At 47.8% G+C, this 26,022-nt stretch carries 19 protein-coding genes and 1 pseudogene; 4 read left to right on the forward strand and 16 right to left on the reverse strand.

Annotation, left to right across the window (positions count from 1 at the left end; genetic code table 11):
- The first annotated feature begins 769 nt into the window (after nucleotides 1-769).
- On the forward strand, nucleotides 770-1,654 hold the full coding sequence (locus NIA71_RS09830; protein WP_148396898.1) for a cation diffusion facilitator family transporter: 885 nt from the start codon (nucleotides 770-772) through the stop codon (nucleotides 1,652-1,654).
- 131 nt (nucleotides 1,655-1,785) lie between these two features.
- Here NIA71_RS09830 and NIA71_RS20075 read toward each other — a convergent pair.
- Both NIA71_RS20075 and NIA71_RS09845 read right to left on the reverse strand, forming a co-directional pair.
- A pseudogene (locus NIA71_RS20075) lies at nucleotides 1,786-3,344 on the reverse strand (aldehyde dehydrogenase family protein).
- 208 nt (nucleotides 3,345-3,552) lie between these two features.
- The gene (locus tag NIA71_RS09845) at nucleotides 3,553-4,938 is read right to left on the reverse strand and encodes a putrescine aminotransferase (RefSeq protein ID WP_148396900.1); all 1,386 of its coding nucleotides are present in this window, start codon (nucleotides 4,936-4,938) and stop codon (nucleotides 3,553-3,555) included.
- Between the two features lie 376 nt (nucleotides 4,939-5,314).
- On the opposite strand from NIA71_RS09845, the gene NIA71_RS09850 reads away from it, so the two are divergent.
- Entirely contained in the window at nucleotides 5,315-6,124 is an 810-nt protein-coding gene (locus NIA71_RS09850; RefSeq protein WP_227755540.1) for a DUF368 domain-containing protein, read from the forward strand.
- Nucleotides 6,125-6,675: 551 nt separating this feature from the next.
- Here NIA71_RS09850 and NIA71_RS09855 read toward each other — a convergent pair.
- The 5 genes from NIA71_RS09855 to NIA71_RS09875 all read right to left on the reverse strand — a co-directional run bounded on the left by NIA71_RS09855 (nucleotide 6,676) and on the right by NIA71_RS09875 (nucleotide 13,067).
- Nucleotides 6,676-7,905 carry a saccharopine dehydrogenase family protein gene (locus NIA71_RS09855; protein ID WP_148396902.1) on the reverse strand — a complete coding sequence of 410 codons (1,230 nt, stop codon included), beginning with the start codon at nucleotides 7,903-7,905 and terminating at the stop codon, nucleotides 6,676-6,678.
- Nucleotides 7,906-8,266: 361 nt separating this feature from the next.
- Nucleotides 8,267-9,631 carry a Na+/H+ antiporter NhaC family protein gene (locus NIA71_RS09860; RefSeq protein ID WP_227755541.1) on the reverse strand — a complete coding sequence of 455 codons (1,365 nt, stop codon included), beginning with the start codon at nucleotides 9,629-9,631 and terminating at the stop codon, nucleotides 8,267-8,269.
- Between the two features lie 359 nt (nucleotides 9,632-9,990).
- Entirely contained in the window at nucleotides 9,991-11,370 is a 1,380-nt protein-coding gene (locus tag NIA71_RS09865; RefSeq protein ID WP_148396904.1) for a sigma-54 interaction domain-containing protein, read from the reverse strand.
- A 323-nt stretch (nucleotides 11,371-11,693) separates the two neighbouring features.
- Entirely contained in the window at nucleotides 11,694-11,855 is a 162-nt protein-coding gene (locus tag NIA71_RS09870; RefSeq protein ID WP_227755542.1) for a hypothetical protein, read from the reverse strand.
- A 72-nt stretch (nucleotides 11,856-11,927) separates the two neighbouring features.
- The gene (locus NIA71_RS09875; protein ID WP_148396906.1) at nucleotides 11,928-13,067 is read right to left on the reverse strand and encodes a radical SAM protein; all 1,140 of its coding nucleotides are present in this window, start codon (nucleotides 13,065-13,067) and stop codon (nucleotides 11,928-11,930) included.
- 240 nt (nucleotides 13,068-13,307) lie between these two features.
- On the opposite strand from NIA71_RS09875, the gene NIA71_RS09880 reads away from it, so the two are divergent.
- The gene (locus NIA71_RS09880) at nucleotides 13,308-16,097 is read left to right on the forward strand and encodes a leucine-rich repeat protein (protein WP_253020319.1); all 2,790 of its coding nucleotides are present in this window, start codon (nucleotides 13,308-13,310) and stop codon (nucleotides 16,095-16,097) included.
- 118 nt (nucleotides 16,098-16,215) lie between these two features.
- Nucleotides 16,216-16,812 (forward strand): histidine kinase dimerization/phospho-acceptor domain-containing protein, encoded by a 597-nt coding sequence (locus tag NIA71_RS09885; protein ID WP_253020320.1) that lies wholly within the window; start codon nucleotides 16,216-16,218, stop codon nucleotides 16,810-16,812.
- On the opposite strand, the gene NIA71_RS09890 is transcribed toward NIA71_RS09885, so the two are convergent.
- From NIA71_RS09890 to NIA71_RS09930, 9 genes are all read right to left on the reverse strand, one after another.
- Nucleotides 16,713-17,705 carry a type II secretion system protein gene (locus tag NIA71_RS09890; protein ID WP_253020321.1) on the reverse strand — a complete coding sequence of 331 codons (993 nt, stop codon included), beginning with the start codon at nucleotides 17,703-17,705 and terminating at the stop codon, nucleotides 16,713-16,715. The genes NIA71_RS09885 and NIA71_RS09890 overlap by 100 nt on opposite strands.
- Before the next feature lie 99 nt (nucleotides 17,706-17,804).
- On the reverse strand, nucleotides 17,805-18,536 hold the full coding sequence (locus NIA71_RS09895) for a type II secretion system protein (RefSeq protein WP_253020322.1): 732 nt from the start codon (nucleotides 18,534-18,536) through the stop codon (nucleotides 17,805-17,807).
- Nucleotides 18,509-19,117: a hypothetical protein gene (locus tag NIA71_RS09900; protein WP_227755546.1), complete on the reverse strand. Its 609-nt coding sequence runs from the start codon at nucleotides 19,115-19,117 to the stop codon at nucleotides 18,509-18,511. Before NIA71_RS09900 ends, NIA71_RS09895 begins: the two co-directional genes overlap by 28 nt.
- Nucleotides 19,107-19,514: a hypothetical protein gene (locus tag NIA71_RS09905; protein ID WP_253020323.1), complete on the reverse strand. Its 408-nt coding sequence runs from the start codon at nucleotides 19,512-19,514 to the stop codon at nucleotides 19,107-19,109. Before NIA71_RS09905 ends, NIA71_RS09900 begins: the two co-directional genes overlap by 11 nt.
- Nucleotides 19,511-21,829, reverse strand: coding sequence for a prepilin-type N-terminal cleavage/methylation domain-containing protein (locus tag NIA71_RS09910; protein ID WP_253020324.1), 2,319 nt, complete (start codon nucleotides 21,827-21,829; stop codon nucleotides 19,511-19,513). The genes NIA71_RS09905 and NIA71_RS09910 overlap by 4 nt, the downstream gene beginning before the upstream one ends.
- Nucleotides 21,830-21,849: 20 nt before the next feature.
- Nucleotides 21,850-22,908, reverse strand: coding sequence for a type IV pilus twitching motility protein PilT (locus NIA71_RS09915; protein ID WP_227755548.1), 1,059 nt, complete (start codon nucleotides 22,906-22,908; stop codon nucleotides 21,850-21,852).
- Between the two features lies 1 nt (nucleotide 22,909).
- A complete protein-coding gene (locus NIA71_RS09920; protein ID WP_227755549.1) occupies nucleotides 22,910-24,592 on the reverse strand; it encodes a GspE/PulE family protein in 1,683 nt (560 codons plus the stop codon).
- A 30-nt stretch (nucleotides 24,593-24,622) separates the two neighbouring features.
- Entirely contained in the window at nucleotides 24,623-25,402 is a 780-nt protein-coding gene (locus NIA71_RS09925) for a hypothetical protein (RefSeq protein ID WP_253020325.1), read from the reverse strand.
- A gap of 10 nt (nucleotides 25,403-25,412) precedes the next feature.
- Complete coding sequence (locus tag NIA71_RS09930; RefSeq protein ID WP_148396915.1) at nucleotides 25,413-26,003, reverse strand: hypothetical protein; 591 nt, start codon at nucleotides 26,001-26,003, stop codon at nucleotides 25,413-25,415.
- Between the last annotated feature and the right edge of the window lie 19 nt (nucleotides 26,004-26,022).

Below are 26,022 nucleotides of genomic sequence, written 5' to 3' on the forward strand. Positions count from 1 at the left end.
TTTCCAAGAAATTTCGTTTTGAGCCTATGCTGCGGGGATTATGAACAGCCTGAGTAGTTTGCAGGTCCACGGTGTCTGCGGTGTCCGGTACCTGGTGTGGTGTGGCCCCAGGGCAAATTTCATCGCTATTCCTTCCAAAATGCCTCTCCAGCGATAATTTTGAGGGCTTTTTATGCCTGATCGGGCAAATAACAACATGAAATCATCGCTGATCGGCCGTGTAGTTACAAATAGCGATAAGAAATTATCGCAAACTGCATCAAATGAGGCAAGACCGCGATGATCCACGCCCGCCCTTATTCCCACAGACCTGGCTCCGTCCAATTTCTGCCTGTCGCCTGCTTTCAATAAACGCATCCTTACAGCAACGCCGTTTCAATCCGATGCGGGGATTATAAGCAGCCTGCCCAGTCTGGCTGCTTTCAATAAACGCATCCTTACGGCAACGCCGCTTCAATCCGATGCGGGGATTATAAGCAGCCTGCCCAGTCTGGCTGCTTTCAATAAACGCATCCTTACGGCAACGCCGTTTCAATCCGATGCGGGGATTATAAGCAGCCTGCCCAGTCTGGCTGCTTTCAATAAACGCATCCTTACGGCAACGCCGTTTCAATCCGATGCGTTTATTATAACAAATCTCTGTCCATAATTACAGCAGAAAATCCCCCCGCGCTGCCTGGCCAAAGCCGGCGGCCCGGACATCACCCAGAGGCTTTGACAAAACGCGCTTGTTGTAATATAACTAATAGGGAGAAAGGATTTATAATTTATGAAAAATCAGTCACGGGAACAGATTACGATGCGAGTTTCCTTTGTCAGTATCGGCGGGAATCTCTTTTTATGCTTTCTAAAGCTGATGGCCGGCATCTTGGGCAGGTCAGGCGCCCTGATTTCTGATGCGGTCCATTCTGCGGCGGACGCAGTGGATACCATTATAGTAATCATTGGAATCAAAGTGGCTTCACGGGCTCCGGATTCACGTCATCCTTACGGTCACGAGCGGATGGAATGCGTGGCGGCAATCATTCTTTCCATTATTTTAGGCGTTGTCGGCGTGGGCATCGGTTACGCCGGTCTGGATAAAATTTTGTCCCGCAGCTTTGAAAATGTGGAAGCGCCCAGCATGCTGGCAGCCGCAGCCGCCCTGGTGGCCATTGCCATCAAAGAGGGCCTGTATTGGTACATGCGCTCCTCGGCGAAAAAGATCAATTCGGATTCTCTGATGGCCATCGCTTGGCATAATCGGGCGGACGCGCTCTCTTCCATCGGAAGCTTTATTGGAATCTTGGGAGCACGGGCGGGATTAGCCATTCTCGATCCCTTGGTCAGCGTTATCATCTGCTTGTTTGTCATCAAGGCCGCACTTTCCATTTTTATGGGTGCAATCAATAAAATGGTGGACCAAGCATGCGATCCTCAGATAGCTGAAAAAATACGGGCGGCAGCGGAATCCTATTCAGGCCTGTACCGCCTGGGAACTATTCGAACCCGCATCTTTGGGGACAAGATTTATGTAGAAATGAAAATTCATCTACCGGGAGAAACGACCTTGCAGGCCTCAACGGACCTGTGTTTCCAACTTCGCCAATATATTGAATCACAATTTGACGAGGTCAAGGAATGCCGAGTGCTCCCAGCACCCGAACAAAAGTAAACCTGGAACCCGGTATATTTGCCCAGGCCCCAGGTGAATCGCTTTCTGACTATCATCATTTGGTCCAAAGAAATTGCATTATGATAATTGCCCCTGGCGAGCAATCCGTTCCAGCCGCCAGACAGCAAACTCTATTTTCCGAATACCGCTTTGATCTCCAGATATTCTTCAAAGCCATAAGTTCCGCCTTCACGCCCCAAGCCTGATTCTTTGTAACCTCCGAAGGGACAAGTCATCCGATAATCAGCTCCGTTGATATGCAATCCTCCGGCCCGGATACGACATCCCACTTCATACGCTTCTTGGTCAGGACCGTATACCGCGCTGTCAAGGCCATATGGAGTATCGTTGGCAATCTCAATTGCTTGCTCTACCGTATCATAAGCGATAACGGAAAGCACTGGTCCGAAAATCTCCTCTCTGGCAATGGTCATATCATTGGTGACATCAGAAAAAATAACCGGCTTCACATAGTATCCTGTCTCGATTCCAGAAGGCGTCTGTCCGTAAATCATTTTAGCTCCTTCTGCTAAGCCCTTTTCGATATAGCCTTTTACCCGTTCAAAGGCGCGCTGGGAAATAAGCGGTCCGATATCAGATTTGGGATCGGAAGGTTCTCCTACTTTATATTTTCCAGCCTCTTCTTTCAATAGCGATTCGATTTCTTGCTGATGCTGCCTTGGGATCAGCATTCTTGTATAAGCACAGCAGGTCTGCCCAGTATTCATGAACACTGAATGCACCGCTTCCTCGGCGGCTGCTTTTAAATCCGCTCCTGGAAGGACGATCAGCGGCGATTTTCCGCCCAGCTCCAGGTAATCTTTTTCACCGTTGAAAGAGCCAGAGCACCAACCTTTTTGCCAGCGGAAGTGGACCCGGTAAAGGTGAGCATATCCACATCCGGGTGGAGCGCCAGACAGTTCCCCACTTCCCCGCCTGCACCGGTGACGATATTGAACACGCCCGCAGGCAGTCCTGCATCTTCAAAGACATTGGCCAACATGCATGCGCATAGCGGCGTCGCCTGACTTGGCTTTAAAACGGTACAGTTTCCCGCAGCAATGGCCGGAAAGAGCTTCATGGTGATCTGCTCCATTGGATAGTTCCAGGGCGTCAGACCGGCAATCACGCCGAAGGGTTCTCTGCGCACCAATCCGCCTTCTGCTTCTTGTTCATACTCAAAATTTTCGGCCATATGGGCGAAATAGACTGCCTCGCGGATGGAACTTTTTAGGTGCCACTTTTCCACATGGTTGATTGGCATCCCCAATTCCAACGAGATCACTCTTGCAAACTCCTCTTTACGCTGCTCCATAAGCTCGCCTGCTTTTCTGAGAATGGCTCCTCGCTCCTGCGGCGGCATCTGCGACCATGCCGGGAACGCACGCTTTGCTGCAGCCACTGCGCGGTTTACATCTTCCTCCGTTCCCCGAGGCACTGAGCCGATCACTTGCCGTGTAGCCGGATCTTCTACTTCTATACGGCGACTTCCGGTGCTGGCTGTCCATTTACCGTCAATGTACAAATCATATTTGATCATCGTTTCCTCCTTTGGATCTTTTTCTTTAGCGTTCCCTATTCTGTATAAAGTATCCCTATAAAGGAGTCCTGCAAATTGTTTACTTGTACGTATAAGGCATGTGCAGAAAAGTGATATTTCCTTTTTTTGCAGCAAAAAGAGCCCTGTCATGGCGGGCTCTCCTCTTTTACTGTATCATCGTGCGCATCAGGGGGTGATGGGCGTGATTTCATACAGCACGACTACCATTTTATACGAAGAAAGTTTAGCTCTAAAGCGGTAATTGTTGGTAGTTTTCTGGTAAGAAAGGTTTTCTGGACAAAAAGGGACCCGCAACTCGCATTGCAGGTCCCGAAGGTAATATGATGAAATTACTTGTTTACAGTTTGAAGTCAGCCTTTGTCAGTGCCAGAGCTTCGTCCAGTGCAGACAGAACCTTATCGATTGTTTCGTAAGACTGTGTTGCAGGTGGTTCGATTCTTACTGTCTTGGCATTTACTAATGTACCAGCTACCATGATCTTTCTTTCGAACAGGTGCTTAGTTACATCGTATCCAACTTCTGCTTCTGGGAATTCCATACAGATCAGCATACCAGCTCCTCTGAAGTCTTTCAGAACGGTCGGGTATTTTTCCTGTAATTTCTTCAGGCCAGCCAGGTAGTAGTCACCCTTTTCTTTTGCCTGTCCCGGAATGTCATTCTTCAGCATGTACTTGATTGTGGAAATGAATGCTGCGCAAGCCAGCGGGTTACCGCCGAATGTCGGGGATCCCAGGATCCATGGGTTGTCAAACATCTTTCCTTCTGTACCTGTGCCAGCACCGGATTTTTCATAAGTCCAAGGTCTTGCGATGATACCTGTGATAGGAACTACGCCGCCGGAAGAAGCTTTACCGAATGTCATGATATCCGGAGTAACGTCTTCAGCTTCGCATCTCCACATTGTACCAGTACGTCCCAGACCAGTCTGGATTTCGTCGAAGATCAGAGCTACGCCATATTCGTCAGCGATTTCTCTTAATCTCTTCAGATAGCCTTTAGGAGGAACGATAACGCCAGCTTCGCCCTGAACCGGCTCAACGATGATAGCAGCAACCTTTTCGCCTACTGTCTGCAGGTTCTTGATTGCAGTTTCTGTAGCATCAGCATTACCGTATTCAACGTGCTGTACCTGCTGGATCATTGGAACATAGTCTTCTCTGTAAGCGCCTTTACCTCCCATGGAGATAGCTCCCATGGATTTACCGTGGAATGCGCCAACTGTGGATATGTACCATTTTCCGCCTGTAGCCAGTCTAGCCAGCTTCAGAGCCATTTCTACAGCCTCAGCACCACCGTTGGTGAAGAAGGAGTACTGCAGATCTCCAGGAGTGATCATAGCCAGCAGCTTAGCCAGGTAACCTCTCAGCGGGTCTACCAGTTCCTGGGAGTGGAGTGAGAATCTATCTAACTGAGCGCGTACAGTCTTTTTGATTTCCTGGTTGTTATGTCCGCAGATGAAGATACCGAATCCGCCTAAGCAGTCGATAAATTCTGTTCCGTTCAGATCTCTGAATACGTCGCCTTCGTCTTCCCATTCGATGAATGCGGAGTCAGTAGATACAGATTTTCTGTATTCCAGCCAACCTGGATTGTAGTTTTCGTTAAAGTTTGCGATTGATTCATCATGGATGGCTTTTTTGTCAGCGTCTGTCAGCGCATCCTTTTCGATGTAATCCACAACGCGAGTTGCTAGCTCTAAAGCTTTTTTGTTCATTTCAGTCATTTTATTGACCTCCCTTTTCTTTCTTTTTGCTGCCCAACGAATTCGGCAGCAGAAGTATAACTTTTTACGGTACTATATATATACAAAACTCATGCCAAATTTTTTCACAGAATTGTCCTCACTATGGCAATATTCTGACAAAAGCGTCAATTTCAATGTTTTCAAGGCCTAAAAACATTTAAGATTTTTTCTCATTCATCAGATTTCTTTGTTTTTTCGGTCTCATTTTCGTTTCACATCTCATAATTATTCTCATTTTTAAGATTTAAATGGATTTTTCTTTCTTTTTTCTTAACACTCTTTTCCTTTATGGACAGGCTAACTTTTTCTGTGTACAATAGATATCGTAGCAAAAAACTAAAACAGGATGGTTAATATGGAATATATTAAAAATTTTATTTATGGAGCTCTGATCGGGATCGCCAACGCTATTCCCGGTGTCAGCGGCGGAACGATGGCAGTTATTCTCAATATTTATGACAAGATCATGTACGCGGTTAGCCTTAAAAACCTGAAAAAGCATCTGATGTTTCTCATTCCTTTGGCAATTGGAGCAGTTGCCGGAATTTTTGCCCTGAGCAACGTCATTGTCTCTTTGCTGAATTCTCATCCTATGCTGCTCAATTTCTGTTTCATTGGTCTGGTTTTTGGAAGTATTCCTTCTATATATAAAAAGGCAAGAGATCAAAAGCTAAAACCACGCAACCTTGTATTGGGTGTCATCGCGCTTGCCTTTATGCTCTTTATCAGTTATTTAAATCAAGGTGAGATTACCAATAAATCTCTGGCGGACTTCGGCGGAATCAGCTTCGGACTTTGTCTATGGATTTTCGCTGCCGTCGCGATTAGTACTATCGCTATGATCCTTCCTGGGATCAGCGGTTCTTTAATGATGCTTCTTATGGGGATTTATGCAGTCGTTATGGAAGCAGTAGCTAGCATTGACTTGGTTTTGATGATTCCAATCGGCCTCGGGGTAATCGTAGGACTTTTCGTAGGAATCAAGGTTATCAAAAAAATGTTACGCTTTCATCCTCAGGCGTTATATTTTATCATTCTGGGGCTGGTCGCCGGATCGGTCTTTGCTATTTATCCGGGGTTTACCGTGTCGCCGGAAGGATTTGCCTCATTGGGCGGCCTGGCCATCTTCGCACTACTGGCGTATTTTCTTTCCAGCCGGAAATAATCGTGAGCACGACGGTTTGCATCGTCAGTTGAAACGCGAAAAAAGCAAAATGCAAGAATGCAAAGAAACCGCCGTCCGAATGCCAGAATTCACGATCATCCCTGGCTTTTCTGATACTTTTCCCCCGCGGCCACAAAACACTCCTAAAACAGTAGACCTCATCAGCGGCATAAACCGATCCGTCTCCTGAACACCAAAAGCCCGTAAGGAATGATGGTAACACAACGTTTAACCTGTTTTTTTCATGGCTATGTCCATAAAGCGCAGAGGAGTGAACCGCAGGCGAACGGTATCCGCATTTCGCAGAACGTTTTCATTTTTTGCAAGAAACGCCATTCCCTTCAAAATTGACATCTTTGCCCCACCGGTCTGAATTATATAAATACTGCCCGGCGAGCCATAAGAGCCCCCGGGCAGTAATTTTTTTATAATACAGGAAATATCGATTGCGTAGCATTTCCTGTATTTCAAAGAACGTACCTTGCGAAGCGTCGCTGCTTGTCAGCGACATGTGTGCATAGGAATCTTTGATTCCGTCATGCACACGTTTTTTATTTTGGTTTGTTCATTGCTTGGTTCAGCTGTTCAAAGTCATCGGATGACAGCGGCGTTTTTTCAACGCAGTAAACCGGCATTTCTCTCTTTGCCAATTCTTTAAAGTACAAAATCGGCGGCACACATTGTTCTCCTGCGAGAGCACCTCTTTCTGTAATCTGGCCTTTGCAGATCATCTGAGCTACGATTGAAGGCGGGACGCCTGTGTCCAAGGCTCCTGCCATAAAGCCCCATTTCTCGCTGGTACGGATAACCGATTCAACGATTACTTCTTTTTCAACACCGTCTTTCGTTCCTTTCACAACGGCCCGCAGAACGTCACTGTCGTTCAGCTCACCGTCATTGGAATCGTCATAGCGGCTCAGATAGCGATTGACCACGCCAACCATGGTTTTCAGAGGATTTACCTGCTGGCCACCCACTTCCAGCGGTTCTTCGCTGGAAAATCCCAGATCGGCCAGGAAGCGGATTCTTTCTTCGAACTCCTTGGGCAGGGAAAGCTTGAAGCTGGCTTCCTGAATGCCCTTATCTTTAAAGGACCGGGCAAACTGAGCCGGCTCAGAGTGGATACAATAGAAGGCTTCGGCCAGACCGATCGGCTCTGAGAACGGAATCATTTCCTTTCCTGAACCTGCGGATACAGGCTGCAGCTCTCCATCTTTTAAAATCCAAGGATCCATTGTATGTTCTTCCATAACAGTGAGGAGGGAGTATGGAATACCTATGATCGCTTCTGTTCTTGTGAAATCGCCGCAGGCACAAATCGCATGAGCCTCGCGCACAGTATCCAGCCTGCTGGCCGCATACCCTGCCATAACGTTCATGGTCCCCGGCGTGCTCCCCATGCCCAGGACAGCCGTCAGACCGGCTCTCTTAAAGTCTTCGTGGAGATCAAATTGTTTCTTGGTCACGTGGAACAGCCCGCCCAAGTCAATATAATGTGCTCCCACAATCAGGCAAGCCCGCATAATATCGATGTTCCAATTATACTGTACGCAGTTGAGCACTACATCGGCCCCTTTAATAATGGAAATCAGCGCGTCATGATCCGATACATCGCACTTAAGCGCTTTGATCCCCAGTCTGTCCGCGACTTCTTTCGCCTTCGCGAAATCGTAATCGCAGATCGTAACATCTTTTTCATCAGGGCTCAAATCCGGATCGCACAGATCGGTCGCTACAATGCTCCCCTGTATTCCAGCACCTAAAATTACCAGTTTCATCATGTTTTGTTCCTCCTTAGTTCTTTCTTATATAAGCTAACAATTTGTAACTTGTGAGCTGCGTCGAGCAAGTTTCACTATTTTCTTCCTTACGGTAACGCCGTACTTGATGGTGAAAATAGTATAAGAGTCGAGCTGCGTCGAGCATTTGGGTCAACAATGTATTAATTTTCGCTTGTTATTGAGACTATTCCAAGGCCTGCAGGCTGCAATTCCTGCCAAAGGCTTTGATAAACAAGGTTATTTACATTTAGGCAGCCTACAAGCCTGTTTTTTGGTTCAACAATTGAGTTGTTTTCCTCGATTGTTGAACCAAACTCTTAATTTCCACTTTGCGGCAGTGCCGTATTCAATGGAAAAAATATTATGCCATTATGAATCCCGTAACCAGGAAACCTATGATCGCAACGCCTCCGGCAATCAAGGCATATGGAATCTGCGTCAGCGCATGATCCATATTTTCAATTCCGGCAGCAGATGATGACAGTACCGTCGCATCCGAATAGAAACACGCATGTGCTCCAAAAGTAGCGGACGAGAGGATGGCGGCAACGGTCAGCACTGGATCTGCTCCAACTGCCATTCCCAGCGGAACGATAATGGGAAGCGTAACTGCTGGCACACCCCAGCAGCTTCCTGTTACGAAGGAAAGGACCGCTACAATAATAAACGCCATCGCCGGCAGCAAGGCCGGGCTCATATATGGAGCAACCGTGTCGACAATAAAGTCGGACATTCCGATCGCTGCCAGAACCTTTTGCAGTGTCAGCGCAGAAATGATAATAGCAAACATCAGAAACATATCTGCGAATCCCGAAATAAAGGCTTCGGAAAATTCGCTGAATGTGATTCTCCGCTTGATCAGGTACATAGCAGAGGCGACAACGGTGCCGATAATAACGCCATGAAGCAGGTCAACATCAAAGTAGAAGGTTCCTCCGATCAAAGCGATCATCGGTAAGAAGAAATCCCATAAACTGCTTGTATTCTCATCCGGATCTTCCACAGTGAGATTGAATTTCCGGCTTCCTTCGTTATAAGTCATGCCGGTGTTCAGCGTTCTCTGATAGGCCTTTTTCATGGGTCCGATCTTTGGTATAACTCCCAGAATCACCAGCGGAACGACAACCGTAGCCGCCATTGCATAGAAGGAAAAGGGAATCGTTTTAATAAAGATGTCCATTCCTGATCCCAGGTACGCCAGTTCTTTTTCTTCGGCCAGCATTCCAGCCCAGTAAACAGCCTGCGTCGAAATTGGAATCAACATACATACAGGCACACCCGTTGAATCGATAACATAGGCCAGCATTTCTCTCGGCGTTTTCTGTTTGTCGCATACGCTTCTCATTACATTACCAATCGTCAGTACATTCAGGTATTCATCCACAAAGATGATGATCCCCATGATCCACGAGATCATCATGGACTTTTTCTCTGAGTTGGAATATTTGAGAACCAGTGCTGTAAATCCGGAAGTGGCTTTTGCCTTTCTCATGATGGCAATAAAGCTTCCGAAAATTCCTACCGTCAAGATAACCCAGATGTTTCCCGTATCAGACATTGTCTCGTAGAGGAAATCCAGGTATCCGCCGAAGAAGCCCGTACCGTAAGCAATGACGCAGCCTACCAGGCCTCCCAGGACCAGGGCTTCAAAGGTTTTCTTGGTGATGAGCGCAAATGCAATGATCAGTATAGGCGGAAGGAGTGTGATTATTCCATAATTATCCATTTTGCATTCCTTTCTTTTTGCGGAAATCATTCCGCATCTTTTTTTGGCGCCTCAGATCGGATATCCGCCTATATATAGAGCAACTGCCATACCAAAAGTTCTGAATTTTTAAGATTCTTATTTTTAAATCCGCAAACCCTTGGAATTTAAGGCTTTTAATTTTTAAAATCTTTTATTTCGCAGCGATTTGTTTTTTTCTGTAAAGGAAAAAGCGACGCAGCATTGCGTCGCTTTTTAGGGGTTTTTAATTAACCTAATAGTTTTGATTTGCTTTTTAAAGCCATATTCTTCTTTTTTCAACGGTTGAGATTTCGGGCTCCGAGCTCTGCGCAAGTTTGCGTCAAAACGCAGCTTTGCGTTCATCGAATCTCATATTTTTTTAGTTTGCGATTGATGGTGGACCGGGTTGTCTTCAAAGCCTTTGCCATCATGCCCGAGTCCTGGTACCTTTCATAAGTTTCTTCCAAGATACCCTTTTCGAAGGCCTCCACCATCTCGGACAGGGAGCCTTCGCCGGACATCGTCCGCCTGCCCCCTTCGTCTGTCTCATCAAACAGGTACTCCTGGACATCTCTGCCGGTTATCATGGTGCCTTCGGCTGTAATGACCAGGCTCTCGATCAGATTTTCCAGCTCCCTCACATTTCCCGGCCAATCATAGCCAGTAAGCGTTTTCAGCGCCTTACCGCTCAACTTCCGGTCCAAACGATACCTTTTGTTATATCGATCCAAAAACATCGCCGCCAATTCGATAATGTCCTCTTTCCGCTCTCTCAAAGGCGGCACATTGATGGTCGTCACGCTCAGCCGGTAATAAAGATCCTGGCGGAATTGCTCTGTTTTCAGCATATCCTTCAGCTTGCGATTTGTGGCGGCAATGATTCGGATATTCAAAGGTATGCTTTCTGTTCCGCCCACGCGGGTGAGTCTTCTGTCTTGGATGACCCTCAGCAATTTTACTTGAAGGTTCAGCGGCAGCTCACCAATTTCATCCAGGAAAATCGTGCCTCCCTCAGCAGCTTCAAAATAACCGGCTTTCCCTTCTTTGGAAGCTCCTGTGAAAGCGCCTCCTACATACCCGAACATTTCTGATTCCAGCAGATTTTCGGGGATCGCGCCGCAATTTACTTTGATGTAGGCATTGTCTTTCCGCGAACTATTTTTCTGAATGGCATCGGCAATAACCTCTTTTCCGGTTCCCGACTCTCCCTGAATCAAAACAGTAGAATCAATCTTCGCTAGTTTTTGTGCCAGCATCATCGTCTTTGCCATATTCTTTGAAGCGCAAACCACATTGTCCAGCTGAGGCAGCCCGCGTTTAAGGGTTTGCAGTTCATGTTCATATCTGGATGTCAGCTTTTCCATCCAGGATAAACTTCGCTGCAGATAATTCAACTCCGTGATATCTCGTTCGCAGGCCACGACCATTTGTAATTTTCCGTTCTCAAAATAAGGAATTCCTGTTACAATGAATTCCCTGCCGTCGCTTAATTCCTGTTTAATGGTACTTTTTTCACCGGTGAGAATCACTTTCTTTGTCACGAATTCGGAGCAGTAGCCTTCTTTTTGCAAGTCGTCGATGTTGCGCCCCACCAATTCATCCATTTTTTTATTTCCCGTCTTTTCCACAGCCTTATTGACCATGATGATATTGCCTTGGGCATCGGAAATAAAAATTCCGTCATCAATCCCATTGAGAACCTTTTGAAAATCCAAATCAAATTTACCGATTTTCTCCATTCCGTTCTCCTTTTAATTCTAAGAACCTGATCTTGTTCTGTATGCGCATTCCCTTTCATACTCCGCTCGGCCCTGAGGTCGAACGGGGGGATTGGCGCGGGCCGTGTCTCCCCAGGCTGCGCCGCTTGTAAATCAGCCTCCGGGCTCCGTTATGGAGTGGTGTGCGACAAAAATAAGTTTTTATTTTTTTACAGCCCGCTTGTCTATCATAACGAAGGAGCTGTCGCATGAATGTGAATACCTATGTTTTTTGATTGACCGTAATGAAAATGGGTTGTTTTTCGTAGAAAAAATTTGTGTAATCCCAGACATCGCAAAGACCCTTAAAGAGTAACATGAATCAAATCAGTTTTCAGCAGGCAGCCCCTTCCTTCCCAATCTTCAATCAGGCCCAGCTCCCGCTCAATGTCAGACCAAAAGCATCCCGCCTTTTCCCAGGCGGGTTTGGAAGCCCAGCCATGTGCGGCCTCAGCAAGACCGGCCAAACCCGGCGCCTCATCAATCCCCCGCCTCAGCAAATTACTGAATCGCCCAACATACCAGCAACAAATCCCCCTTCATATATACCTGCCGATCAAAGCATTCATCTTCTCCGCCCATTCATAACGATCAGGTGTTTCATCCACCAGCTTCTCAAGCTTCACCCGGTCGGCCCCATCAAGGCGCAGCATCTCCTTCAAGCTGATCACATAACCCATGCGCCTTGCAATTTGAAACAGTTTCCGATCCCTTTCAGGCAGCTCCAGATAGCCATCAATGATGCCCAACATTTTTTCCTTGTCCGTCGCCAAGCTCCCCTTGACCGCTTGCAGCAGGTTAACGATGTGGTCGCTGACAAGGCGGGTATCCACACCCTTTGTCTCCGTAATCAATCTGCGAACTTCTATAACCTTTTCATCATCGCTGCAGAGGGTAAATCGGCCCTGCTCATAATCCTCATAGAGCTCTGTACCCGGCTTGACCGCGGCAGTGCGGATACGCACAAACTCCGGGTTCACCTGACTGACCACATGGGCCATGCCTTCCGCATTTTCCCGGCTAAGCTCTTTTCCGCCCAGGCCAGGCATAAAATATACCGAAAGCTCCAGGCCGCCCGCTTTAATATTACGGCCGGCGGTAATCTGCTGCTCTGCAGTAACGCCCTTGTTGACCAGCTTCAACACTTCATCGGAGCCGGACTCAAATCCCGAATGGATCCGATCCAGTCCAGCCGTTTTCAGCTCGGCAAATTCCTGAGCAGAAACCCGCGACAAATTTTCCGCTCTGCCGTAGGATGTGATTCGCTCGATCTGAGGAAAAGCCTTCCTTAAATAAAGCAAAACTTCCGTCAAGCGGCCTCCGCTCAAAGCCAGCGTGTTTCCGTCCTGCAGAAACACGTGCTTGCCGCCGTTAATCAGCCACATAGCTACCACATAGTAACAGTTTTGCTGATCCGCCGGCATCATGGACAGTTCCGTATTGATTCGCTCAATATCCCAGGTTCCGTCCTGCCTCTTGTTCTTCAGCGCCTTTTCCCCATACAGCGCCATCCGGTCAATGTCCTCTTTGATGCTGTCGATGGTATAGGCCTGAAAACGGGTATGCCTGTATAAATTGCAGAATTTACATTTGTTCCAGGTGCAGCCCTGTGTGACCTGCAAAAGCAGGCTGGCCGCTTCGCTGGGCGGCCTGATCGGTCCAATTCGAAAAGTTTCCATAAAGATGCTTCCTTTCTGCTATATAGCGCGAGACGGCACTTCCGCCTAAAAAGCGGAGCGCCATAAACTAATAATCAATTCATGTATGAATATTATAGCATGTTACGGCCAAGGATTCCAATATATCGCGCACGTTACATTAAGGTTACACCGCAATTTTTTTTGAGTTGACCTTCTATTTTTTAAGGCGTACAATAAAAGAAGGTTTTAAGACAGTTTTAATGAAAAGCTGGAGGTATTATGCGAAAAAAATTCAAGAAAATCATTTCCCTGTTACTGGCGGCCACGCTGCTCCTCAGCATGTCTTTGGTCAACGTTCACGCCCAGTCTGGGGAAACAAAAGTAATTCCCACTGAAAGCGACTATGATTATGCGGCTGTCGAAAACGGCATCAGCCTTACCGGGCTAAAGTCCACATATCTAGCGGGTTTGACAAATGAACAGAAGCAGAATATCTTCCTTGACATTCCCGGCTCCATCGATGGAAAAACCGTCGTCTCCATCGGCAGCAATGCCTTTAAGTTACCTTATAATTCAAATTATAGCGGATGCAGTTTCGTTGGCCTCGACTTGTCAAAGGCAACCGGCCTGAAGAGCATTCTCTCTGGTGCCTTTTATGGAAACCCCAATATCCGCGGGCAATTGTCCATCCCTGACAGCGTGATCGAAATCGGACAGGAAGCTTTCCGTGAATGCACCGGCATCACCGGCGAGCTGCGCATACCGGAAAACGTGGAGATACTTGGGAAAAGGGTTTTCTCCGGAGCCACCGGAATTACTTCGCTCAAGTTTATGGGAAATAAATTGACAGAACTGCCTGAATCTGCCTTTCGGAAATGCAGCTTGAGCAACGGATCGGTGACCATTCCCTCTTCCATTCAAAAGCTGGGTGCAACTGTGTTCGCGGAAACCGGTCTCAAAACAATCTATTTGCCTAAAAAGGCTGACCCGGCTAACACAAGTTTTCTCGTTTCCAACACCTTTGGTTCGTCAGCTTCCAGCAGCAAGCTGACGGCAATCGTGTGCCATAAGGATGATTTCGATGAAGTATGCAAAATCCTGGGCACAAGCTATGCCAAACGGGTCGGCTATGAAATGAAAGTCAGCTTTGTAACCAATGACGGTTCTGCCTATGAGGCGATCGATGGCTTGTTCAATCTTCCATATAACTACAAAAAGGATGCCCAGGGTATTTGGAATGCCGACAGTTCTTATCGGTTCCCTCAGGTTGATGGAAAAGGCTGGGGAACGGCTGCCGATGCTGTAAAGCCTGTTGCGGAAACAGAAATTATCAAGCAGGAAAATTTATATATGATTAGTCTTCTGGAAAATCCGGTTATCACTTACAGCGGCGGCATTGATAAAGTTTATGACGGCAACTCGGAAACCCTGTCAGTAACTGCGACTCACCCCAAAGCAAGACCCTTTAAAGGTGCTGGAAACGGCGACGTTTGTTTTCGTTACAGATGGAAATGGGATACCATCTCCCCCACAAAGTACGAACTGGATGGCTTCGATCTAAACGCCTATGAGGTAACCGATGTCCGTAGCCCGCAGTATGCCATAAGCTGCACGGTCGAGGTCTACGCATATATTATTGAAAACGGCAAGGCGAAAATCTTTTATTCAACGAGACATTCTTTCCCCGTTGATCTGAGACAGGCAGATCCGGTCATCCATCCCCAGTACCCCACTGGAGAAATCAAACTTGCTGACGGCATGCCGGAAATCTCTCTTGCTCAGGGAGACAGCCCGGGGACGATCAATTGGGAGCCGGGGCAAACGCTGAAAACCGGCATACATGACTATACTTGGAAGTACACTCCTGCCATGAACAGCGTTGACAGCTGCAACTACAAGGAAAAGACCGGCTCTATAAAACTAAACGGCGTGGAACACAAGCATTTTCGCGTTACTCTGGAAAAGACTTCCCACGGACAGATCAACCCGGCGGATTCCTTTGACGCAGTCGAAGGCAGCGATGCAGCTATACAGTTTAGCCCCGACAGCGGGTACCATCTGTCACGTGTCACTGTGAATGGAACCGATGTTACCAGCGCAGTGGTAAATCAAACTTACACATTGAAAAATGTGCAAAGCGACTGCAAAATCAGCGCTGTATTTTCTCCTGACAGCCAAAACGGCATGGAAAATATTATAAGCAAGCTTCCTGAAGTCCCCGCAGGCAATCCGCCGACAGATGATCAAAAGACATCCATATTGGAGGCAAAACTGCAATATGAAGCCATGCCCGCAAAGGAAAAGAAAGCTGTCTCGGAGACTGCAAAAAAAGAATTGTGCGACGCCATTGCCCAGCTGCCCCAGGTCAAAACAGCCGTTGAGGGAACCCTAACTGTCGCAGATCAAAATCTGCTGTTGGAAAACATGACCTCAGAAGATGTGGAAAAGCTGAGCCAGGACAGCAGCGTAAAGCTTTCCATTATCATAACATCCGAAAACGCCAGCCCCAAACCGGAAGAGCAGACCGCAATCGACCATATTCTCAATGGAGCTGAAAAATATAAAAGCTATGATATTCATGTCATAAAAAAGATGGCAGTAAACGGAAGCAACGAGATAGCAGAACCGCTCACACAGCTGGAATCACCGGTCACACTGGTATTTCCAGTCCCACAGGAGTTACAAACAGCGCCGGATGGATATCAAAGAACTGTCTTTATCACACGTACCCACGATGAAGGCTCCCGGCTAAACACAGAAGTGCTGGCAGACCTGGATCATGCAGCAGATACCCTCACTGTTGCAAGCGACAAATTTTCCATCTATACGCTGGCCTGGCAGGATACGAAAATCGACTCCGAAAGCGCAGGGCCGACCGAACACACCGATACCTTGTCTCCAGGCAAGGAAAGCAGTTTGCCTTCAAAACAGACCGTAGATACGAAGGAGGCTCAACCCACCCCGCCCACCGGGGATGAATCCCAGCCTCTGACCTTGTGGGTCGCCGCTGCGGTCCTCGCAGGCGCAGTCCTTGTTCTGCTGATGGTTTCAAGAAGAAAAAGGCAGTAAGCCAGTCCACAAGATAAAATCCAGAAAACAAAACAGCTCCGCACCCCGATAAATGATGCGGAGCTGTTATCATTTTTAAATAAAAATCACACACAAAAGGATAGACAGCGGGGGTTTTGTGGTCGGGGTGGTGCTGGTGCAGGCTTCTTATGCGGTTGTATTGGATGCGCTGAAAACGTCCATGACCAATCTGGCCTTCAGCCTTCTCATTGCCATGGCTGTAACGCTGCTCATCGCTATGGTGGTCTTTCGCATTCTTACCCAGCCTTTGGAAAAAATTCAAAAAAGCGCCCGGCAGCTCCAGGAGGGCAATTATGATGTGCGTACGGATATTCATCAAGAGGATGAGCTGGGGAGGCTGGCCAAGTCTGTGGATGAGCTGGCCTTGAGGCTGGCGAAGGCAAAGCAGGAGCGGAATCGTTTGGATGACATACGCAGCACCTTTATTACCAACATTTCCCATGAGCTGCGCACGCCGGTGACCAGTATGCGCGCTTCATTGGAGGCCCTCTGTGACGGCTTGGTAACGGAGCCGGAAAAGGTGGATCAATATCATCGGGCGATTTTAAAGGACAGTATTCAGCTTCATCGCCTGATCCATGAGATAAAATTCAATTATAAGGCCTTAGCCGACGGTATCCATCCGTTGCTCTGCAAGGTAGATAAAATCGAATCCGATTCAACCCCATTGAATGGTGTCATTGCTGATGATTGAAGGTTGGGCCTAACATACCAGGTTCCTTCCCAATAGACTGCATAAGAAGCCGTATGTTGCTGATATTCAAAACGCTTATAAAGGCTCTCTGAGGTAATGTAAACAATAGGCACTAAGGTGTTTTTGGTGATGAAAATACACAAATACATTTTTTCATTGAGCCAAATCTTACATCCGTTTTCCAGGCTTTTGTCCTTGGTGCTTTCATAAGTTTTCTGTATCTTATCCCTCGATAAGATATTGCTGATACTGTACTCAGGGAACTGTCCGTTGTAGTACTTGCCATCCTTTTGCAGCATGCGGAAGATACCGTCATTTCTCTGCCACTTTTCCGGAAAACCATACTGGCTATAGGTCGCATTGAGGGCGATTTCCTCTCTTGCCAAAGCCAGCATGCCTTCAGGCGAATTCTTATCGTAAACGCTTGCCACATCAAGCACTGGTTTTAGCTGGCTTTTTAGTGTATAAATCTTCCTTTCGCCAGAAAAAACATTCAATGTCATGTCAATGCAATTTTCGCCATTCTGTACAGTTTCCATGGCCACTGTCTTATTTTTATAAAATTTGGGATCAAACAGTAATTGACTCTGCCCATTCTCATTTTTAACCAGATAGCCTTCGTCGTTTATCGTGATTGTAATACCATCCGCCTGTATTGTTCCATTTCCGTTTTCATCCTTTTCGCCGGCGGTTAAGGTCCCGGACAGATTTGCGTCGCTGCGAATCTCTTCCAGCAGACTTTCTGTCAATAATTTGGCATCGGAAGAATCCTCTACACGGTTAAAAATCTTAGTGGAAGGAGATATCAACGCAATCACGCATATGATAAAGATTGCAGCAACTGCCATCGCTACAATAAGCTCGATTAATGTGAAACCTTTTTTGTTTTGCATCTGCGTTCACCTCCTAAACCATATGGAATGATTGCCTCGCTAAAGCTGGATAATATTTCTATATTGTGTCGTTCATCCTATTTGCTGGACGGAATTCAATTATGATGCCTCAAACCAATTCTGTAAAGTCACTGTGGGAGGCCAGTACCAACTGCCTCCCGGCCCGGCATAGACGTAGAGCTTTCCGTCTTTACCGCGATACAGATCTCCCGTATACACCTTATCAAAATAATCGCTGGCATTCAAGTCCTCGTCTGTCAGTATAGTACCAGTAAACTTTGCAAAGCTATTATGCTGTGATGGCCCGGCAGCAGCCTGTGCTTTTGTCACATGGGTATCCTGCACCGCTACATAGTATTCCTTATTATATTTTACGATAGTTCCCATAGGAAAAGACACCAGACTATTCTCTCCTACATCCTCTGGATCCGGCCAATCAACAGCATTCTTAATTTCGTCCTGATCCGGCGGTTCCTCCGGTTCTTCTCCTGGATCCGGCTCAATCTCTCCAGGAACGTATGTAAAATAAGTAAACAAATCGGCAGACTTCACCTTTATTTCCATCGCAACTGTCTGCCCGCCTATGCTAACGTCCAGCGTTCCCTCCGCTTCATCCTGCCCTGCATTTTGCTCCACCTTCGTCGCCTCAGCTTCAATCTTGTCGGATTTTTCCTGGGCCTTCCTGTTCATCGTTGTTGCGGAGCTGATCAGCGCAGTAATCGCTCCCAGGGCGATTATGACTATGACAAAACTGACGATGGTCTCTACCAGAGTCTCGCCTTTTTTATTCATACGGATTTGTTTTATTGGCTGACGCTTTCTGTTACCCATGTCTCCTGCTCCCACATTTTCTTGTCCGCCGAAATGGTTACAATCCCATCATATGCATAAACGGCTTTTAATCGATACGTATTTTTTCCGAACTTGGCGGTAAATTGAATCGTAAGGTCAGATAATGCCAGTCTGGCTCTCGTTATGCTGGTGCCGTCTTTTCCCAAAATCGTCAAGCTGGGCGTATAACGAACCTCCATATTTTCAATCGAGTAGTCTGAAAGGCCGTCGCCTGTCAGCTGGATACTCTCCACCGAAAGCTCCTGCGCAGGTAATGTCACCGTATCATTAATCTCCGCGACTCTCCCGGAAACGGCGCTGTACGCCTTGTTGCGGATCAAAATTCCTAGTTCTCTTCCATGCATCGACTGATCGATCACATTCATCGCCGATTTTGCCACATAGTAGGTTTGTCTGCCTTCTACTCTGCGATTAACCGTATTCAGGCTGTTGGCCGCCGCCGTGAGTACAGCAGTTCCGACAATCAGTAGAACGGCCATGATAATGACAGCGATAATCAGAGTATAGCCTTTTTTTCCTGAATCCTGCGGTATCAATCTGCATCTATATTTAGCTGCCATCAGCGACCTCCTTCCATGGAGTCCGATGGAATAACGTTTTCAATTTGCAGGAACTATCGTTAACTTTAAGATAAGGATAGGTGTATTCAAAAACGCCGACTTTTTTACCGTTTTGTGATTCTAATCCGGCAAATTTATGTTTTTTCAGATCTTTCGGCTCTTCAAAAATACGCTCTGCATTTTCAAATATGAAATTGGGCCTTTCTGGCGCACCTTTATAGGTTGCACAGTTTTTAGCCGGCCCCGTTGCCTTTGCGCCACGTCCGTAAAAAAGACCATCGGCACGATCTTTAACGTTCTCTACTTCTCCAATATTATAACAATCCGACAATTCCGTATAGGCTCCGTAGCGGCCGGCCAGACCTCCAAGATATGCCTTTTGGCTGCCCGCTTTCACAGCGCCGGTATTATAGCAGAACCGGATACGATGATAATCGCTTTTGACTGCTCCAGCATTTGCAGCCCCTGCGCCTGGAAAACATCTCCAAGCACCCCGCCTGCATAAAGACCTCCTGTGACCGTACCTGCATTATAAGATAACTCTATAGTAAGTGTGCGCTGTTTGAATTGGCTCAAATACTGGCCAACCAAACCGCCCGCGTTTTTCTCCGAATCTACTTTCGCAGCATTGACGCAGTATCGGATCGTCGCATCACGACCAAACTCCGAGCCCCGGTGTTCACCGGCTATTCCGCCGGCACAGTTGCTGCCATTGATTTGAAGGCTGTCATTTGCCGTACCACCGGTTACCGTGTTATAAGTACCCATCTGATGCAGCTCCATGCCAGCGCCGAAATACGGCGTACCGACGAACCAAGGCAACCCTTTTTCTGCGTTATATCCTGCCGCTGTACCGTTTTCACAATATGTAATATTACCGTAGTTGTCGCCGACAATGCCTCCTGCACATCCTCCTTCAGCATCTTCTGTCTTAGGATCGGAATCAAGATCTGCAACCCCCGCAGTTACGTTAACCGCAGCTGCGCATTGGGTAACAAGACCGGGGCCTTCCGCTTCCGTTTTCCCGATCATGTTCTTGCCCACGATGCCTCCGGCCTTGCTCTCTCCTCCGGAAGCATACACAGCGCCTCTTGCTGTACATTGGGATACAATGCCCCAGTTTTCTCCCACAATACCGCCAACTCTGTGCTTTCCATTTATGAAATATTTGCTTTTAGCAGAGCTTTTCAAATAACCGCTGATATAGGAATCCGTATAATCAAGCGATACTCCGCTGACCACACCGGTTTTTGAAAGGCAGCTGAACAGTCCGGTCATATTGCGCCCATTATCTTGAATAGTCAAATTATAGATAGCATGGCCCATGCCGTAATACTGCCCTTTAAATCCGTTATTTTGACCCCATGTGTAGGATGGTTTGTCGCCCGCCGATCCCAAAAGCGGAGCCTGGTTTCCAATTGGCTCCCAGTACGGAACCTTTCCGTCATAGGTACTGCAGTAGATATCGCCCAGCTGAATGTAATTGGTCGCTTTTGCTTCATCACCATAACGAACATTATTCAAATGGCGGATGCTTTTTATTCCATATCCCTCCTTGCCGTCTGCGGTTGCTTTTCCTGCAAAATAGCTATGGGGAGCAGTCTGACCTGCTTCAGGAAAGCTATAGGTTTTGTTCTCTGAATGCTTGTTGACAATCAGGGTCGCCGTTAATTCTTCCATACCAAGAGATTCGTGGTTTTTCGTTATAGAAAATTGTTCTCCAATTGTATCCAGAACGAGTACCAGGATCTTGCGATCGTCACTTTTTCGTGTTTCGATATACATTGGATAATAGCAGATGTCCGAGCTGCTGCTCTTCACTTGAAAAGCCTGCTTCAAAGCTTCATCGACCTTACCTTTGGGGTCCTCTACATCTTTGGCCACCGCCTCAATCTGAGAGAAAGCAAAGCTGCCTGCCTGCGGCGATGATTGGTCGTTTGTGATTGTAATGCTTTCTTCCTTGTCGCCTTTTATGGTAATAACCATATTTTTCACCTGGTCCATTTCTTTCGGAAGCAGGCATTCAACGGTCAGCAATCCGTAGTTGTTGCCGCCGTTAATATTATTTCCTTTTGTCTGCTCCAATTCATCATAATCGACAATCTGAATATCAGCATCCGCAGCTTCCTCGGTCCCATCGGCTTTTCCCGTGCTGTCCACACCCCAATAGCCCATCTTTCCATCTTTACGGTCCTGCTTACTCCGCTTATAGGCATTATATGTATCCGAATTTTTGCTCCCATAGCCGATGGCCGCAACTACTTCGCTGTAAAAGGTCGCATAAACCTTTCCCGTCTTTTTGTTAAACTCAACGAGAACGGTATTTTCCAGAATCTCAGGATCGGTTAAATACGGCTCCAACAGCTGGTATATGGCCGTCCCTGTTTTATTGGTCTGGGACTGGTTAATCGATAAGAATACAATATTGTTTTTATTCTCATCCAAATCGGTAAACTCGGGAGAGATCCCTTCGACGTTTACAGGTTCGCCTTCGACCAGCTTATCCCCACTGGACATCCTGGACGTCAGCGCCTTCTGCGCGGCAAGAAATACGCTCCGGGCCACCTTGTCCCGTGCGGTTTGTTTGGCGTTTTCCATATATCCGATCCCGGTGGGTATGGCGATGGCTGCCAGAATGGCGACAATCGTCAGCGTAACAATCACTTCCACCAGGGTAAAGCCTTTTTTCTGTTTTCCCGCGCTGCTAAACATGTTTTTCTCCCAATATCTAACTAAACTCTTCTCATGAATTGCTGCAGATCAGCCCGGTCTGTGGAGGCCATTTCAGCGGTTTCCAGGGTGATCGATCCCATGAGAACCAATCTGGCCAAGTCGCTGTTCAAAGTATGCATGCCCTGGGACATTCCCGAATGCATGGCCGTGGGAAGCTGGTAGCACTTATCTTCACGGATCAGATTACCCACAGCATCCGTACCCAGGAGGATTTCGGTAGCCGCGATCCTGCCGTTTCCAGCCGCGTTGGGCAGCAGCTGCTGGGTGATGACACCCCGCAGAATCATAGAGAGCTGATTGCGCATCTGCTGCTGCGTCTGAGGCGGGCAAGTGTCCACGATACGGTCAATGGTCTGTGAAGCCCCTGTGGTATGCAGGGTGGAAAGGACCAGATGGCCGGTTTCCGCCGCGGTTACAGCTGTGGAGATGGTTTCGTAGTCGCGCATCTCTCCCACCAGAATAATGTCCGGATCTTCACGAAGGGCAGAGCGCAGCGCCCCGGCAAAGGAACCCACGTCCTCACCCACTTCCCGCTGGTGAATCATGCTTTGATTCTGGTCAAAGACATATTCCACCGGATCTTCCACCGTGATGATATGGGCGGCTTTTTTCCGGGAAATATAATCGATCATAGCGGCCAGCGTCGTCGACTTGCCGCTTCCGGTTGGCCCGGTCACCAGGATCAGACCTCTGGGTTCTTCTGCCAATTTTGCCATGACCGGCGGCAGATAGAGTTCTTCCAAGGTGGGTATCTTGTCGTTTAGAAGGCGCACTGCCGCCGACAGCCCGGTCCGATCCTGGTAGACATTAACCCTGTGCCTGGTTTTATCCGGAAGCTGCAAGGCGAAGTCCTGATCTTCTCCCCGCTCCAATCCCTCTCTCTGCTCCTGGCTGCACATGGATAGAATCAATTCCCGCAGCTCCTGGCGGGAAAGGGCTTCTTCAGCGCGGATCAGGCGGCCGTGCTTTCGCATGGCCATTCCCAGCCCTTCACTAATATGCAAGTCGGAACAGTTCTGTTTTCTGGCTCCTGTGAGCAGCTGCTGAATATCCATCATCTTAATCATCCTCTTCTGCGTAATACGCGATCTTATAGAATTCCTCCATGGTGGTGATTCCCTGCAAAACCAGGGTTCTCGCCGCATCATAGAGACTTTTGAAATTCTGTTCTTTTCTCAAGTAATGGCGAATATCGCTCATTTCCACTTCTTCCGTTATCATCTTGCGCAGCGTTTTATCGATGAGCACCATTTCATGGATGGAACGCCTCCCCATATAACCAGTGTGATTGCATTTTGAGCAGCCCTGGCCTTTTTTCAAGGCTGCGGTTTCACCGATGTCAAGTCCCAGAGCCTTCAGCTCGGCGGGCGATGCCGGATACGCCTGGCCGCAGTGGGGGCAGACCTTTCGCATCAGACGCTGCGCTACCAGTCCCACCAGTGAATTGGCCACCATGTAGGACGGAATTCCCATGTCTCTGAGACGAACAATGGATGAGATGGCGTCGTTGGTATGGAGGGTGGAAAAAACCTGATGGCCGGTGATGGCCGCACGCACGGAAATGGATGCGGTTTCGCTGTCTCTGGTCTCACCGACCATGATCACATCCGGGTCCTGTCGCAGCAGCGCCTTCAGCCCCACATCGAAGGTAAGGCCGGCCGTGTTGTTCACCTGCATCTGATTGACTTGGGGCAGATTTCGTTCAACCGGGTCTTCAATGGTGGAAACATTGACCGCTTTCTTCGCTATTTGCTCCAGCACCATGTAAAGCGTGGTCGTCTTTCCCGATCCGGTGGGCCCTGTTATGTAAATGATCCCATGGGGACTGGCGATCATGGACTGAAATTTTTCAAAATTTTCTTCTGTCATACCGTACGTCTGTTCCTGATCGACCACCACATTGGTGTATAAAAAACGGATAACCGCTTTTTCGCCGAAAACGGTAGGGACAATGGAAACACGCGTATTAATCTCCATATCCTCCAGCCGTATCTGGAAATGGCCGTCCTGGGGAAGCCGCCGCTCTGCGATATCCATCCCTGATAGGATTTTGATCCTGGCGATCAGGGGCAACTGCAGAGCTGGCGCCAGCTTTACAATTTCCGTAATGACACCGTCCACACGCATCCTTACTTGTATATGTTTTTTAAAGGGTTCGATGTGAATATCACTGGCACCCATCCGGTAGCCCTGGACCAGCAAGTTATTGAGGGCCTGAACAATGGGAGCCTCATCACCCGTCGGCTCCAGCTGGGCCAGTTCTTCGGCCGGCAGCACCACGTCCACCTTTTGAAAGGCTTGTTTGGTGACGATCTCTGAATAATAGCGGTCGATGGCTGCCTTGATATGTTCGCTCACATCTAAAACTACGCCAATGGTCTTTTGGGTAATCTGACGAACGTCTTCCACGGCGTAAAAGTTCAGAGGATCGCTCATGGCAACGGTTAGAATACTGTCTTTCTCCTCCACTGCGATCAAATTGTACTTCTGTGCCACTTGGCGGGGAATCAGGCTGACCGCTTCTGTATCCAGAGTTTTCCCCGATATGTCCACCACAGGCAGTTCCATTCGGTGACCCAGCGCGTCCAGCATCTGCTGTTCGGTCACAAAGCCCATTTCCATGAGAATGCCGCCCAGCCGTTTTCCTTTGTTCTGACGCTGATATTCCAATGCCTGCCCGAGCTGCTGATCGTCGATATATCCATGTTCTTTCAGGACTTCTCCAATTCGAACATTTTTCATTGCCATCCTGCTATGCCCTCGCTTTCCTGGTTATACCTGGCTGCTCTGGTAAACTTCAAATACCAGTTCTGCCGTATATGGATATTCCTTTGATTTTTTCGTTTCATTAAGTACCTCGGCCAGCGCGGAAGCGGTCTCGTCTTTTTCCTGGTTGGTCAGTGCAAAGCTCCTCACAGCTACGCCTTTTTTGGCGGCAGCTCTGCCCACCAAGGCCGAGAATTGACCCATGCTGCCCTTCACCTTTACTGTGACCACGGTCGTGGTAACGACGGAATCATTTGCCGAAGTGATGGGCTGTGTCTGAGGCAGAGCGGCATCCTGGTCAGTAAGCACGTTGGTGTTCTGCTGGTCCAGCAAGGCGTCTTTTTCTTCCTTTGTCGCCTGGATTTCTCCCTCAGTGTTTTGATCCTGCTGATTATCGTTTTCTTCGTCGCTGCCGATGGTCAGCGATATGGGCTTAAGTCCGCTGGATGTGATCATTCCGGTAATCAATTTGTCGATGTCCTCATTGACCATGACCTCGTTGAACTGATCTGCCAGTTTGCTGATGCTTTTTTTATACCCGGTAACCTGATCCTGCAGGGACGCTTTTTGCCCGATCATCTGGTCGATCTCTTCCTTTTGCTGTTCAATGGCTATCAGTTCATCGGAAACTTCTCCGTGCCGCTCCACTGCCGGAGCGATTAAAAATGTAACGCCGCCGGCCACGATGACCACAATGATCAGCACGTAGATCAAAATCAGCTCCCGTTTTGTCAGCTTTGCCAGCTGCCCCATGATGTCCATGGATTTTTTCTTTTCTTTACCCATTCCTGCCCCCTTATCTGAACATCACGCAGCTGATCGTCGCCACGTACTTGGAATCGCTGTCTTCGTATCCTTTATAGGCTACATCTGAAAAACAGCCTACGGATTTAAGCCGTTTAACTAGACCCGGCATCTGGGCTGCCGTGCTGGTACGCGTAACAATGACAAAGGTCCCAGCGCCGGAATCGTAGGTGTGAGAAATGACTTTTGCTCCGGAAAGGGCACTGTTGATCCTGCCAATTACGGATGTATCCATGTCGGGAAGTCCCTCGACCGTAGAAATAATACCTTCCATAGAGCCGCTGACTTTTGCCAGATCATCCCGCTTTTGCTGCAGTTCCATAGCCTCATTGTAGCTCTGGGTCGTCTGAGGTGAACTGAGGTATTCTTGAATTTCCTTGATTTGGTGGTTATGAATGGCATCGCTGATTTTAAAGAACGCGAAAATACCTAGTATGACAACCAACAGGGCGGCCGCCGGAATAATGGCCGTTACAAAGAATTTTTTCTTTGCCTCAGCCTCCGGATCGTAATAATACCGCTCGTAAAAATTGATTTCTTTCTTTTTCAGCTTTTTTACATTTGCCGCTTTCGCTTTCCTCATCTCGCTTGTTCTCCGCTTT

This window comes from Ihubacter massiliensis (genome assembly GCF_024125305.1).
Lineage (GTDB): Bacteria > Bacillota > Clostridia > Peptostreptococcales > Anaerovoracaceae > Hominibacterium > Hominibacterium faecale.

What these genes read in the sequence shown, in the direction of transcription:
- NIA71_RS09830 (WP_148396898.1), top strand. Translation starts at nt 770, where the DNA reads ATGAAAAATCAGTCACGGGAACAGATTACGATGCGAGTTTCCTTTGTC.
- NIA71_RS09845 (WP_148396900.1), bottom strand. Translation starts at nt 4,938, where the DNA reads ATGACTGAAATGAACAAAAAAGCTTTAGAGCTAGCAACTCGCGTTGTG.
- NIA71_RS09850 (WP_227755540.1), top strand. Translation starts at nt 5,315, where the DNA reads ATGGAATATATTAAAAATTTTATTTATGGAGCTCTGATCGGGATCGCC.
- NIA71_RS09855 (WP_148396902.1), bottom strand. Translation starts at nt 7,905, where the DNA reads ATGATGAAACTGGTAATTTTAGGTGCTGGAATACAGGGGAGCATTGTA.
- NIA71_RS09860 (WP_227755541.1), bottom strand. Translation starts at nt 9,631, where the DNA reads ATGGATAATTATGGAATAATCACACTCCTTCCGCCTATACTGATCATT.
- NIA71_RS09865 (WP_148396904.1), bottom strand. Translation starts at nt 11,370, where the DNA reads ATGGAGAAAATCGGTAAATTTGATTTGGATTTTCAAAAGGTTCTCAAT.
- NIA71_RS09875 (WP_148396906.1), bottom strand. Translation starts at nt 13,067, where the DNA reads ATGGAAACTTTTCGAATTGGACCGATCAGGCCGCCCAGCGAAGCGGCC.
- NIA71_RS09880 (WP_253020319.1), top strand. Translation starts at nt 13,308, where the DNA reads ATGCGAAAAAAATTCAAGAAAATCATTTCCCTGTTACTGGCGGCCACG.
- NIA71_RS09890 (WP_253020321.1), bottom strand. Translation starts at nt 17,705, where the DNA reads ATGCAAAACAAAAAAGGTTTCACATTAATCGAGCTTATTGTAGCGATG.
- NIA71_RS09895 (WP_253020322.1), bottom strand. Translation starts at nt 18,536, where the DNA reads ATGGGTAACAGAAAGCGTCAGCCAATAAAACAAATCCGTATGAATAAA.
- NIA71_RS09900 (WP_227755546.1), bottom strand. Translation starts at nt 19,117, where the DNA reads ATGGCAGCTAAATATAGATGCAGATTGATACCGCAGGATTCAGGAAAA.
- NIA71_RS09910 (WP_253020324.1), bottom strand. Translation starts at nt 21,829, where the DNA reads ATGTTTAGCAGCGCGGGAAAACAGAAAAAAGGCTTTACCCTGGTGGAA.
- NIA71_RS09915 (WP_227755548.1), bottom strand. Translation starts at nt 22,908, where the DNA reads ATGATGGATATTCAGCAGCTGCTCACAGGAGCCAGAAAACAGAACTGT.
- NIA71_RS09920 (WP_227755549.1), bottom strand. Translation starts at nt 24,592, where the DNA reads ATGAAAAATGTTCGAATTGGAGAAGTCCTGAAAGAACATGGATATATC.
- NIA71_RS09925 (WP_253020325.1), bottom strand. Translation starts at nt 25,402, where the DNA reads ATGGGTAAAGAAAAGAAAAAATCCATGGACATCATGGGGCAGCTGGCA.
- NIA71_RS09930 (WP_148396915.1), bottom strand. Translation starts at nt 26,003, where the DNA reads ATGAGGAAAGCGAAAGCGGCAAATGTAAAAAAGCTGAAAAAGAAAGAA.